10 protein-coding genes, 2 tRNA genes and 1 pseudogene are annotated in these 12,766 nt (G+C 49.7%); 9 read left to right on the top strand and 4 right to left on the bottom strand.

Translation table 11 applies throughout. The features are described from left to right. Nucleotides 1-111, bottom strand: a pseudogene (locus Q3C19_RS17155) (ROK family protein); the annotation flags it as partial. 177 nt (nt 112-288) lie between these two features. Between Q3C19_RS17155 and Q3C19_RS17160 the strand changes: the two are divergent. The 6 genes from Q3C19_RS17160 (at nt 289) to Q3C19_RS17185 (ending at nt 8,371) form a co-directional block, all read left to right on the top strand. Next, on the top strand, nt 289-1,005 hold the full coding sequence (locus Q3C19_RS17160) for an ABC transporter ATP-binding protein (protein WP_022162853.1): 717 nt from the start codon (nt 289-291) through the stop codon (nt 1,003-1,005). Between the two features lie 28 nt (nt 1,006-1,033). After that, on the top strand, nt 1,034-2,293 hold the full coding sequence (locus tag Q3C19_RS17165; RefSeq protein ID WP_071148676.1) for an ABC transporter permease: 1,260 nt from the start codon (nt 1,034-1,036) through the stop codon (nt 2,291-2,293). 169 nt (nt 2,294-2,462) lie between these two features. Further along, a complete protein-coding gene (locus Q3C19_RS17170) occupies nt 2,463-3,704 on the top strand; it encodes an ABC transporter permease (protein ID WP_277121287.1) in 1,242 nt (413 codons plus the stop codon). A 163-nt stretch (nt 3,705-3,867) separates the two neighbouring features. Then, a complete protein-coding gene (locus Q3C19_RS17175; protein WP_277121286.1) occupies nt 3,868-4,983 on the top strand; it encodes an efflux RND transporter periplasmic adaptor subunit in 1,116 nt (371 codons plus the stop codon). Between the two features lie 30 nt (nt 4,984-5,013). Then, on the top strand, nt 5,014-6,342 hold the full coding sequence (locus Q3C19_RS17180; protein WP_302730984.1) for a TolC family protein: 1,329 nt from the start codon (nt 5,014-5,016) through the stop codon (nt 6,340-6,342). 61 nt (nt 6,343-6,403) lie between these two features. Continuing rightward, entirely contained in the window at nt 6,404-8,371 is a 1,968-nt protein-coding gene (locus Q3C19_RS17185; protein ID WP_302730986.1) for a biosynthetic peptidoglycan transglycosylase, read from the top strand. A gap of 548 nt (nt 8,372-8,919) precedes the next feature. Here the strand turns inward: Q3C19_RS17185 and Q3C19_RS17190 are convergent. Both Q3C19_RS17190 and Q3C19_RS17195 read right to left on the bottom strand, forming a co-directional pair. Next, a complete protein-coding gene (locus Q3C19_RS17190; RefSeq protein ID WP_022162859.1) occupies nt 8,920-9,699 on the bottom strand; it encodes a hypothetical protein in 780 nt (259 codons plus the stop codon). 196 nt (nt 9,700-9,895) lie between these two features. Next, the gene (locus Q3C19_RS17195; protein ID WP_022162860.1) at nt 9,896-10,735 is read right to left on the bottom strand and encodes a S1 RNA-binding domain-containing protein; all 840 of its coding nucleotides are present in this window, start codon (nt 10,733-10,735) and stop codon (nt 9,896-9,898) included. Between the two features lie 259 nt (nt 10,736-10,994). On the opposite strand from Q3C19_RS17195, the gene Q3C19_RS17200 reads away from it, so the two are divergent. From Q3C19_RS17200 to Q3C19_RS17210, 3 genes are all read left to right on the top strand, one after another. Further along, nucleotides 10,995-11,996 (top strand): malate dehydrogenase, encoded by a 1,002-nt coding sequence (locus Q3C19_RS17200; RefSeq protein ID WP_022162861.1) that lies wholly within the window; start codon nt 10,995-10,997, stop codon nt 11,994-11,996. Nucleotides 11,997-12,173: 177 nt separating this feature from the next. After that, nucleotides 12,174-12,246, top strand: a tRNA-Phe gene (locus Q3C19_RS17205). A gap of 19 nt (nt 12,247-12,265) precedes the next feature. Continuing rightward, a tRNA-Pro gene (locus Q3C19_RS17210) sits at nt 12,266-12,338 on the top strand. A gap of 217 nt (nt 12,339-12,555) precedes the next feature. On the opposite strand, the gene Q3C19_RS17215 is transcribed toward Q3C19_RS17210, so the two are convergent. Further along, nucleotides 12,556-12,756, bottom strand: a complete 201-nt coding sequence (locus tag Q3C19_RS17215; protein WP_258362832.1) for a transposase domain-containing protein — start codon at nt 12,754-12,756, stop codon at nt 12,556-12,558. Nucleotides 12,757-12,766: the final 10 nt, after the last annotated feature.

A 12,766-nucleotide genomic window follows, 5' to 3' on the forward strand; every position in this document is an offset into this window, starting at 1 on the left:
AATAGAACTTGTAGCCACAATCGTTCCACGCGCGTCAACAATACCGAAAACTGTATTTGTTCCGCCTATATCAATACCTACTACGTAGGGCTTCTCCATGGTTGAATTCATGATATTAATTGTTTTTAAAGGGTTAGTTGTTAAAATGTTTATGTTTACAAAAGTCACAAAGAAAAACGACACTACAAAATCTTTTTTTAAAAAAATTCAGCCGATTTGCAACTTTTCGCAACACTTGTGCGTCTAATAGTAAAAATTAATAAGAGCAAACATTAAATCAAGAGAGTCGTGATACTACTAAAAGACATCAATAAGACCTACAACAATGGCGCGCCACTGCATGTACTCAAAGGTATAAACCTGCACATCGAAAAAGGAGAATTTGTATCCATCATGGGTGCTTCAGGATCTGGAAAATCTACCTTACTTAATATATTAGGTATATTGGACAACTACGATACAGGTGAATATTATCTGAATGGTACCCTTATCAAGAATCTGAGTGAGACGCGTGCCGCCGAGTATCGTAACCGTATGATTGGTTTCATTTTCCAGTCATTCAACCTTATTTCTTTCAAGAATGCAGTCGAGAACGTAGCCCTTCCCCTCTTCTATCAGGGAGTGAGCCGGAAGAAACGCAACGCCCTGGCATTGGAATACCTTGACCGTCTGGGACTGAAAGACTGGGCCAACCACATGCCCAACGAAATGTCAGGTGGTCAGAAACAGCGTGTAGCCATTGCCCGCGCTCTTATCACCCGCCCGCAAATCATTCTGGCCGACGAGCCGACCGGTGCCCTTGACAGTAAAACCTCAGTCGAAGTGATGCAGATTCTGAAAGATCTTCACCAGACAGGCATGACAATCGTTGTGGTGACCCACGAAAGCGGCGTTGCCAACCAGACAGACAAGATTATCCACATTAAGGACGGCATTATAGGCACCATCGAAGAGAATTTGAATCACGATGCTTCTCCGTTCGGAAAAAATGGATTTATGAAATGACATCTTCTATCTTCTAAAAAAGACAAATATGATTGACCTTTGGCAAGAAATATACGGCACCCTGAAGCGCAACAAACTCCGCACTTTCCTGACAGGATTCGCCGTGGCATGGGGCATCTTTATGCTCATCGTCCTCCTGGGAGCAGGCAACGGCCTCATCCATGCCTTCGAACAGAATTCGTCCGAGCGGGCGCTCAACTCTATCCGCATCTTTCCTGGTTGGACCACTCTGTCGTATGACGGACTGAAAGAAGGACGACGCATTGAGTTAGACAACCGAGACCTGGCAGACACCGAGACACAATTCCCCGAAAACGTGACCAGCGTGGGTGCCACTGTACGCCAGAGCAGCCTCAACATCAGTTTCGGCAAAGAATATGTCAATTTATCATTGCTGGGAGTACACCCCAACTACACCGAAATTGAAGCTATCAAAACTGCAGAAGGACGCTTTATCAACGTCACCGACTTGAAAGAACGACGTAAGGTCATTGTCCTCCATAAGAAATCTGCTGATATTCTTTTTGGTAAGACACATACCAATCCTATTGGTCAGTTTGTCAATGCCAGCGGTGTGGTCTATCAGGTTGTAGGGCTTTACAACGATCAGGGCAATAGTGAGCCCAGCGAAGCCTACATCCCCTTCAGCACCTTACAAACCATCTACAACAAAGGGAATAAATTGAACAACATCCTACTGACTACCGATGGCCTGACTTCCATCGAAAGCAACGAAGCCTTCGAACAAGAATATCGCCGTGTAATCGGTGCGAACCACCGCTTCTCGCCCGACGACACCAGCGCTATCTGGATATGGAACCGCTTCACCGACTACCTGCGTACCATGAATGCCATGGGCATCCTACGCACAGCCATTTGGGTGATTGGTATCTTCACTCTGTTGAGTGGTATTGTAGGTGTGTCGAACATCATGCTCATCACCGTACGCGAACGAACCCACGAGTTTGGCATCCGTAAGGCACTGGGCGCCAAACCGGCCTCTATCCTGTGGCTCATCATCATCGAAAGTATTACCATCACTACCTTGTTCGGCTACATCGGCATGGTGGCAGGAATCGGAGTGACGGAGTGGATGGACAACACATTCGGAAACCAGACAATGGATGCCAGCATGTTCCAGGCCAAAATGTTCAGCGACCCTACGGTGGATCTGCGCATCGCCATACAAGCCACACTGACGCTGGTCATTGCCGGTACGCTGGCCGGATTCTTCCCCGCCCGAAAGGCTACGAAGATTAAACCGATTGAGGCGTTGAGGGCGGATTAAAGGAAAGCCTCACCCCTCAAGCCCCTCTCCCAAGGAGAGGGGAGAAAAAGACATAGAATTTAAAAATAGAGATTAATATATAATATGGTATAATACATTCATCATAAAGTATCGCCTCCTACTCCCCTCTCCTTGGGAGAGGGGCCGGGGGTGAGGTTTCTTATTCATTATGAAAATAGACAAAGACACTTGCGAGGAAATCCTCGTCACCATCACCCGTAACAAGACGCGAAGCCTGCTGACAGCTTTCGGCGTATTTTGGGGTATCTTCATGCTTGTGGCTCTCATAGGAGGTGGGCAAGGCATGGAACAGGAATTGCGAAAACAATTCGAAGGATTTGCCACCAATTCAGGCTTTATTTTCGCCCAACCGACAGGCGAAGCGTACAAAGGCTTCCGCAAAGGACGAAGCTGGGATCTGGAAATGGCCGATGTAGAACGAATCGGTAAGTTGAGCAAGATAGAGATTGCTACTCCTTCAGTGGCCAAATGGGGTAAGACAGCCATCTACGAAGGTAACAAATACGATTGCAGCGTCAAAGGTCTCTATCCGGACTACGAACAGATAGAGCATCAGGAGATTGCTTATGGACGGTTCATCAACGACGTGGACATCCGTGAGGCGCGCAAAGTATGTGTGATTGGTAAACGTGTCTACGAAAGTCTCTTCCCCAAAGGAGGTGACCCCTGCGGCAAATACATACAGGTAGACAGTATCTACTATCGGGTAATAGGCATGTGCTCGTCCGAGGGCAATGTCAACATCCAGGGACAGGCTTCCGAAGCCGTCACCCTGCCTTACACTACGATGCGGAAGATGTACAACCTGGGCAATACCGTAGAACTGATCTGTTTCACCATGAAACCGGGTGTAAAGGTGGCCGACGTGGAAGAACAGGTGAAACAGACCGTCAAAGCAGCCCACTACATCTCACCCGACGACAAACAGGCTGTGATGATGCTCAACGTCGAAGCCATGTTCTCCATGATGGATGCCCTGATGACGGGTGTGCATATCCTGATCTGGATGGTGGGCCTGGGTACCCTCTTCGCCGGCGCTATCGGCGTGTCGAACATTATGATGGTGACCGTACGCGAGCGTACCACCGAAATAGGCATCCGCCGTGCCATCGGTGCCCGTCCGCGCGACATCCTGCAACAGATTCTCTCCGAAAGCATGGTGCTGACTACTGTAGCGGGCATGGCTGGCATCTCGCTAGCCGTACTGGTGCTGCAGGTTCTTGAGGCAGCTGCCAATCCGCAAGGAGTCATCGAGACGCACTACCAGGTCAGCTTCGGCATGGCCGTCGGCACCTGTATCCTGCTCATCGCTCTTGGCGTACTGGCAGGGCTGGCACCAGCCTACCGTGCCATGGCCATCAAACCGATAGAGGCAATACGCGACGAATAGTAATTCCAACGGCTTTGAAATCCGCATTTCAATGCCGTTCGAACGAACATTCCAACGACTTTCGAACGACTATTCGAGACTCCTTCGAACGATCGATCGAAAATCGATGGAACGAAATCCAATCACCCAACATAAGAATATAAACTAACAACAAGCATCAAATATGAAAGCAAAAAAGATTCTGAAAAGCGCATTGCTGGTTATCGTTGCCGGCATCTTCATCTGGACCTTCGTATTCCTCTACCAGAAGTCGAAACCAGAAGTCACCGTATACGAAACAGTCCGTCCTGCTGTGGCCGACCTGGAAAAGACTACCGTCGTCACCGGTAAGATAGAACCACGGGACGAGGTCCTCATCAAGCCCCAGATTTCGGGTATCATCGAAGAAGTCTACAAAGAAGCCGGACAGAAGATAAAGAAGGGCGAAGTGATAGCCAAGGTAAAAGTCATCCCCGAACTGGGCACACTGAATGCTGCCGAAAGCCGCGTCCGCTTGGCCGAAATCAACGGACGACAGGCCGAAACCGACTTTGCCCGCTTAGAGAAACTTTACAAGGACAAACTGATCAGTGCCGAAGAATATGAGAAAGGCGAAGTCACCGTCCGCCAGGCACGCGAAGAACTGCAAGCCGCCAAGGACAACCTGCAGATTGTAAAAGAGGGAATCACCCAAAACAGTGCCTCCTTCTCCAGCACCCTGATACGCTCTACTATCGAAGGACTTATCCTGGACGTACCCGTCAAGGTAGGTAACTCCGTCATCATGAGTAATACCTTCAACGACGGAACCACCATCGCTACCGTGGCCGACATGAACGACCTCATCTTCCGTGGCAATATCGACGAAACCGAAGTGGGCCGTGTCAGCGAAGGCATGCCGGTGAAAATCACTATCGGTGCCTTGCAGGACCTCACTTTCCAAGCCAAGCTGGAGTACATCGCCCCCAAGTCGACCGAAGCCAACGGTGCCAATCAGTTCGAAATCAAGGCAGCCGTTACTGTGCCCGACACAGTGGTTATCCGCTCAGGCTATTCGGCCAACGGTGAAATCGTGCTCGAACGTGCCAGCCAGGTACTCGCCATTCCCGAAGGCTGCGTCGAATTCAAGGACGACAGCACCTTTGTCTATGTACTGACCGACAGCATTCCACAGCAGCAGTTCCGTCGTCAGCCCATCGAAGTAGGCATGAGTGACGGCATAAAAATAGCCGTCAAGAAAGGCATCACTACCAACGACCTGATACGCAATGCCAACAAGAACGATGAAGAAGAAAATTAACCACTAACCTAACCATCCGAGACAATTCTTATGAAACGATTACTCACCATAGCCTGCATAGCTTGTGCTGCCACCGGCTTGCAGGCACAAGACACCTGGTCGTTGCGCCGCTGCATCGAATACGCCATCGAGCACAACATCAACATCAGGCAAAGCGAAAACGCCGCCCGCCAAAGCGAAGTAGAAGTAAATACAGCCAAATGGGCACGACTGCCCAGCGTGAACGGTAGCGCCAACCAAAGCTGGAACTGGGGACGTACGCAAACCGCCGTGCCCGATGAAAGTACCGGCGACTACTCTACCGTATACGTCAACACCAGCAGCAACGGTACCAACATGTCACTCAGTGCCAGCGTTCCCCTGTTCACCGGATTGCAGATTCCGCACCAGTACGCACTGGCCAAACTGAATCTGAAAGCCGCCACTGCCGACCTGGAGAAAGCCAAAGAAGACATCTCCATCAACGTGGCATCGTACTATCTGCAAGTATTATTCAACAAAGAACTGCATCAGGTAGCCTTAGGACAGGTAGCCCTGAGCAAAGAACAGCTGCAACGCATCAGCCGCCTAGCCGAAGTGGGAAAAGCCTCGCCGGCCGAAGTGGCCGAAGCTAAAGCACGTGTGGCACAAGACGAAATGACTGCTGTGCAGACCAACAACGACTATCAGCTGGCCCTGCTCGACCTCAGCCAGCTCATCGAACTGGAAACGCCCGAAGGCTTCGCACTGGAAGAACCTTCCGTCCAGCTGGAAATAACTCCGCTGACGCCTCCTGACGAAATCTACCAGAATGCCGTAGTCAACAAGCCCGCCATACAGGCAGCCCAGTATCGTCTGGAAGGCAGCCGTCACAGCATCCGCATCGCACAGAGCGGTTTCTATCCGCAAATCAACCTGAACGGAAGCCTGGGTACCAGTTACTACTCGACCATCAACCGTACGTTTAACCAGCAGATGGGTGACAACTTCAGCAAGTACATCGGCCTCAGCCTGAGCGTACCCATATTCAACCGACTGAGCACCCGCAACCGGGTACGCACAGCCCGCCTGCAACGCGAGAGTTATGCCCTGCAACTGGACAATGCCAAGAAGACCCTCTACAAGGAGATTCAGCAGGCCTGGTACAACGCTATTGCTTCCGAAAGCAAATACACCAGCAGTTGTGCCGCCACTGAAGCCAGCCAGGCTTCCTTCCAGCTGATGAACGAGAAGTACATCAACGGTAAGGCAACAGCCGTCGAGTATAACGAAGCCAAACAAAACCTGATGAAAGCCCAAAGCGACGAACTGCAAGCCAAGTACGACTATCTGTTCCGCACCAAGATTCTGGACTTCTATCAAGGCATACCGATAGAATGACGTAAAATAGTCGTATCTTTGTGCCCGAAAAGGATTTAGACGAGACTATAAGCATAAAGATATGAACAAAAAACATGTAAAAGTAGCAGCAGCCTCCATACTGCTGCTATTTCTGTTGGTTGCCGCAGTGGCCTTCCTGAGCCGCGGAAACTTGTTACGACACGTAGCCGGCAAACACATGGCCCGTTTAGAGCAACGCTACGGACTCGACATCAACTATGAAAAGCTGCACATGAAAGGGTTCCGGACCATCGCTGTCGAGGGACTGACCGTTGTTCCCGCAGGACGCGATACACTGTTGTCCCTGCAGTCGCTCGACTTACGCATCGGACTGTGGGCACTGCTTGGAGGCAATATCAATGTCCGTCACGTCGGTATGGACGAACTCTCACTCCGGTTCATCAAGCAGGATGGCAAAGCCAACTACGATTTTCTGTTCCTTCCCTCCTCGAAAGACTCCCAACCCGAAGTTCCTAAAGCAGAGAGAAACTACGCCCGCCGCGTCAACACTTTGCTCGACCTCCTTTTCGGTCTGCTTCCGGGCAACGGCGAACTGAACAACCTTCATATCTACGAACGAAACGACAGCAACTTTGTTGCTTTCCACATCCCCCGACTGCACATTTCCGACCGACGCTTCCAGTCTCAAATGCTCATTCAGGAAGACAGTCTAAGGCAACAGTGGAACATCAGTGGCGAACTGAATCCGTCGGACCGCCGCCTGCATGCCACGCTCACTGCTCCCCAGCTCACCGTCCCCTACATCCGCCGACGTTTTGGAGCCGAGGTACAGTTTGACAGCCTTACGTGCCGTCTGTCGCAAGAGAAAAGCGACAACAGCCTTGCTTGCCTTGTAGGAGAAGCCGAAGTGCGCGGCCTGCACGTCTATCACAAGCGTCTGTCCACCGATAAGATCAACCTTGACCACGGACAACTTCGCTTCCACGTCGATGTGGCACCGCAATCCGTCGAGCTGGACAGTGCCAGTCTGGTACGCTTCAATGCACTCACCTTTCACCCCTACATGCGAATAGAACACCCGCAACAATCGGGAGCGGAGCCAACGTGGCACTTCACTGCATCCGTCGACAAGCCCTGGTTTCCGGCCGAAGAACTGTTCAGCTCGCTTCCCAAGGGATTGTTCGAGAACCTGGAAGGCATCCGCACCGAAGGCGAACTGGCTTATCATTTTCTGCTCGATGTAGACTTTGCCCAACTGGACAGCCTCCGCCTTGAATCGGAACTGAAAAGCAGAAATTTCCGCATCCGCCAATTCGGACACACTCCGCTGAACAAGATGAGCGACGAATTTGAATACACGGCCTACGAAGACGGCCGTCCTGTCCGCACCTTCCCTGTAGGGCCGTCGTGGGAGCACTTCACTCCCCTTGCCGAAGTGCCGGACCTGTTGCAGATGTCCGTCATGCAAAGCGAAGACGGTGCCTTCTTCTATCATCACGGATTCCTGCCCGACGCACTGCGCGAAGCCCTGATACACGACCTCAAGGTACGCAAGTTTGCACGGGGAGGCAGCACCATCTCGATGCAACTGGTCAAGAACGTCTTCCTGACCCGCAACAAGAACATAGCCCGCAAGCTGGAAGAAGCGCTCATTGTTTGGCTGATCGAAGGGCAACACCTCACGTCAAAAGAGCGCATGTACGAGGTATATCTGAACATTGCCGAATGGGGTCCTCTGATTTATGGTATTCACGAAGCAGCCGACTTCTACTTCGACAAACGGCCTTCACAGCTCTCGCTGGAAGAGTGTATCTTCCTGGCATCCATCATCCCCAAGCCCAAACACTACAAGAGTTCTTTCACTCCCGACGGGCGTCTGCGCGACAGCCAGGAAGGCTACTTCCGCCTCATCGCCGAACGACTGACCAAGAAAGGGCTTATCAGCGAGGAACAGGCCGCCAAGGTGGACATAGCCAATGTCACACTGCGCGGTGCAGCTCTTGCAAGTTTCCATACACAGGCTGAGGAAGGGGAAGAAGAAATGGAAAGTGAATCAAAAGAATTGTGAAGCCAGTGTGAGACTTCACCTTTCACCACATTCCACTGATAATCAACAGTTAGAAGCCGGTGAAAGCGTGAAAGGAGAGAAAAACATCTGTCTTCAGACAGTGTTGTTTCCGGCTACAGCCTTCACCCTTTCACCTTTCTTTTCCCCTAACAGCTGTTACAAAGAGGGACTTTACAACCGCCAAGTGGCACATGGCGAACACAAACATCTATTTCAGCACCGGAAACTACCTGTAGCCGTTGTGAGCCACACTTGCACGGCTCGCGAGAAACACTTGCACGGCTCACGAACGACACAAGTGTGGCTCACGAGCAACACAAGCGTTGCTCGAAGCCCCTCTGTATCAGTGTCTAAAATTAAATAAAATGGGAATTACACACAAGAAAAAGTAACTGACAAAAACTGACAATCGTCATAATCAGCAAGTTACAGAGTCATTGTCACGTTTTTGTAACGCTTCATACATTTTCTGAAAGCATTCTTCATCACTTGCATTCTGGTAACAAAAACTTCACTCTACGTAACATCGCCGGCAAAAATCGTACATTTCACGCCCTTTTTCGTATGGAGTTGGACGAAGCACGGTCGTTCTGTTCCTTTCTCGAAGGCTCTCTTGAAGGGCGGTGAGCCGGGGCCTTATCCTTGTCTTTTTTAGGGCGAATGACTTTCACCGGAGCCTTTTCGGGTTTGGGTTTCGGACGACTCGGTGCTTTCCAGTCGGGAGCTTTTGACGAACCGGGACGCAAGCGGATGCTTCCAAAGTCCGAACGGCGGCTGGAATGATAGTGCTTACCATCGCGGATGCGAAAATTGCCCGCGTAAAACGCATGATGGTAACGTCCTTTATAATAGCTCACATGGTTGTGACGAGGGCGAGCATGTGCACCGCAATACGTCTTATAGTGTGGAGGACACGGATAATAGAAATGCTTATGATTGGTGTAAGTCAGATAAATGCGGAAATTCCAACGTCCGCCCGATACATAAACAGGACGGAAGAAATGGGCTGCCTGAATGAAGTGGCCGTACTGGCTACGGTTGAGCACCCAGTGCAAGTCGTCGTTGCGGATGTCCAGACAATCGTAATAGCGGTTCAATGCCCACTCTTCGCCACGAAGCACATTGTCCATCAACGAACCGATGTTCGCGATAAAGTCGTAGTTGATTTCGTACACATCGTTATACTGTGCTTTGCTCAGCTTCAGTTCGTAAGCCATTTTGTCCGTCAGGAAACGGGCTTCAAGACGCACACGGCTGCTGCTCATCGCAGCACTACACAAAACAGTACTTGCCAGAACGGTACAAAACAGGATGATAAATCGTTTCATGGTTCCCTCCTTTTTTAAAGTATTGATTTCTTCATGTTACTATCGGCAAGGATTCCGGCTCCGTTCTCTCTACTCTCTAGTGCGAAGCCTGTCAAACGCCGGCCATTTCCGCTCCGGTGCCTTGCTCATGGCACAAAAATAGGGAGAGAAAATTCCCCTCCCTCGTCACATACTCTATTCCCTGGTAGGGAAATCCCTATTCTTTTGCCAGCACAATGCCGTCGTCCTGCAGCACCACCAGGCGTTTCTTGTACAAGTCGCCCACTGCCTTCTTGAACGTTTTCTTGCTGACGCCGAACATCGCATATATCTCTTCGGCCGGCGTCTTGTCGTTCAGCGGCGTGCGTCCGCCGTTGCTGCGGATATGTTCGAGCAGCGTCTTTGCAAAGTCGTCCACCTTGCCTGCACCGGGCTTCTGAAGCATCAGGTCTATCTTGCCGTCGTCGCGCACCTGCTTCACGTATGCCTTCAGGCGCATACCGGTATGCAGCGGCTGAAATATCTCGCTGTCATAGAGCAATCCTCCGAAACGATTCTCGATAATGGCCTTGAAACCCAAGTCGGTCTTCTGCCAGATCAGCACTTCCACTTCCTGTCCCGGCACATAGTCGGCTTTTTCCTTCGACAAATAACGGTCTACCTTAGCCGAAGCCACAATCCGGAAACTTTCTTCGTCCAGATGAACGTGAACGACATAACGCTTGCCCACCTGCATTTTCATCTTCTGCTCGCTGAAAGGCACAAACAGGTCCTTCATCAAACCCCAGTTCAGAAAAGCTCCATACTGGTTGACCCAGGCTACCTCCAGACAAGCAAACTGACCTACCTGCACCAGCGGTTGCTGCGTAGTGGCCACCAGACGTTCTTCGTTGTCCAGATAGATAAAGACATCCAGTTCGTCGCCTACCTTGCAATCTTGCGGCACGTAGCGTTTGGGCAGAAGAATCTCACCCTCTATATCATCGTCGAGATACATGCCGAAATCCACCTGCTTCACGACCTTCAGTCTGTTGAATTTTCCTAATTCGATGCTCATAATCTTCCACTTTTCGGGCAAAGATAATGGAAACAGCAGGCAGAACAAAATCGGGAAGCTCATTTTTAGGCCGAACAGACAAAATAACACCCCATACTCCCCACCTAAAACCTGCCGGCGAATGTAAACTGAATATAATTATAACTTTTCAATCTAAAAGATAACTTTCTTCTATGAACAAGTCTATGCTAATTTTATTATCTTTGTGGCGAGAAATATAAAAAGAGACCTTTATATTCACTTTTAAATAATAAAGATTATGGAATTTCTAACTAACGAGAAACTGACCATCGTCGGCGCAGCCGGTATGATTGGTTCGAACATGGCTCAAACTGCCATCATGATGGGCTTGACTAACAACATCTGCTTGTACGACCCGTACGCTCCCGGTCTGGAAGGTGTTGCTGAGGAACTGTTCCACTGCGGTTTCGAAGGTGTAAACATCACTTTCACTTCCGATATCAAGGAAGCTTTGACTGGTGCTAAATATATCGTAAACTCTGGTGGTGCTGCCCGTAAGGCTGGTATGACTCGTGAAGACCTGCTGAAAGGCAATGCTGCTATCGCTGAAGAATTCGGTAAGAATGTTAAGACATACTGCCCCGACGTAAAACATATCGTTGTTATCTTCAACCCGGCCGACATCACCGGTCTGATCACTCTGTTGTACTCTGGTTTGAAACCGGGTCAGGTAACTACACTTGCCGCTCTCGACTCTACTCGTCTGCGCAGCGAATTGGCTAAACACTTCGGCATCTCTATGGACGCTGTTGAAAACTGCCGTACATACGGTGGCCACGGCGAACAGATGGCCGTATTCGCTTCTACAGCTAAAGTAAACGGTAAGGCTTTGACCGACATCATCGGTACTGACGCTCTGACTAAAGAACAATGGGCTGAAATCCAGCAGAAGGTAACCAAAGGTGGTGCCAACATCATCAACCTCCGCGGACGTTCTTCATTCCAAAGCCCGGCATACGTTTCTATCGAAATGATCGGTGCTGCTATGGGTGGTAAAGCATTCCGTTGGCCTGCAGGTACATACGTATCAAACGATAAGTATGACCACATCATGATGGCTTGGGAAACTTCTATCGACACTGAAGGCTGCCACTGCGCTGCTTTGAGCGGAACTGCCGAAGAACAAGCTGCTTTGGACAAGAGCTACGAACACTTGTGCGCTCTGCGTGACGAAGTAATCGCAATGGGTGTTCTGCCTACTATCGACCAATGGCACAGCATCAACCCGAACATCGACTGATAAGCTGATGAAAACTATCATAAGAAGGGCCGCCCACAAGCGGCCCTTTTTTATAAAACTGCTCCAGAAGTGCTGTATCCTCTCCAAAGAACATCTTTTTACACTTTTTTCCCGCTAAAAATTTGCAGTATCAAAAAAAAGGCTTACCTTTGCACCCGCAATCGAAAGATAAGCAATGGTGTCATAGCTCAGTTGGTAGAGCAAAGGACTGAAAATCCTTGTGTCCCCGGTTCGATTCCTGGTGACACCACTTTTTTTTAATAAGGTATCGGAATGTAGCGCAGTTGGTAGCGCACTACGTTCGGGACGTAGGGGTCGGGCGTTCGAGTCGCCTCATTCCGACACAAATAAAGAGAGGTCATAAAATATGCGCCTCTCTTTTTATTTTATACTGTATCTTCACATCCGCACGAAAAAGCATCTAGCTAAATCAGGAAAACAGTAAGTATTCGGCCAACTACAGGTATTAAACCTTTATATACAACAATAGCGACTGTCACTATGAACCTAATAGTATCAGCTGCTATTGTTTTGTTGAACCCATATGTTACAATTTATATCAGTTACAAGATTCCTCCTTTTGCCTTGTCAGTACACATTCCGGATGTTTCAACTTCCATTTATGTGGAAGTAGATTCAAAAGTTCTTCTTGGGTTGCCTTTTTGTGATAAGGCATTTGTGCGATAACATCGTTCAGGTATACCCTGGGATTTACCCCGTGTGCCTTACATGTGGCCAGCAGAGAACATATGACAGACATATTAACCGCA

The sequence above is a fragment of the Bacteroides sp. ET489 genome (genome assembly GCF_030518095.1).
Lineage (GTDB): Bacteria > Bacteroidota > Bacteroidia > Bacteroidales > Bacteroidaceae > Bacteroides > Bacteroides ndongoniae.

Coding starts and splice junctions, on each gene's coding strand:
- Q3C19_RS17165 (WP_071148676.1), top strand. CDS start 1,034: ATGATTGACCTTTGGCAAGAAATATACGGCACCCTGAAGCGCAACAAA.
- Q3C19_RS17170 (WP_277121287.1), top strand. CDS start 2,463: ATGAAAATAGACAAAGACACTTGCGAGGAAATCCTCGTCACCATCACC.
- Q3C19_RS17175 (WP_277121286.1), top strand. CDS start 3,868: ATGAAAGCAAAAAAGATTCTGAAAAGCGCATTGCTGGTTATCGTTGCC.
- Q3C19_RS17180 (WP_302730984.1), top strand. CDS start 5,014: ATGAAACGATTACTCACCATAGCCTGCATAGCTTGTGCTGCCACCGGC.
- Q3C19_RS17185 (WP_302730986.1), top strand. CDS start 6,404: ATGAACAAAAAACATGTAAAAGTAGCAGCAGCCTCCATACTGCTGCTA.
- Q3C19_RS17190 (WP_022162859.1), bottom strand. CDS start 9,699: ATGAAACGATTTATCATCCTGTTTTGTACCGTTCTGGCAAGTACTGTT.
- Q3C19_RS17195 (WP_022162860.1), bottom strand. CDS start 10,735: ATGAGCATCGAATTAGGAAAATTCAACAGACTGAAGGTCGTGAAGCAG.
- Q3C19_RS17200 (WP_022162861.1), top strand. CDS start 10,995: ATGGAATTTCTAACTAACGAGAAACTGACCATCGTCGGCGCAGCCGGT.
- Q3C19_RS17215 (WP_258362832.1), bottom strand. CDS start 12,756: ATGTCTGTCATATGTTCTCTGCTGGCCACATGTAAGGCACACGGGGTA.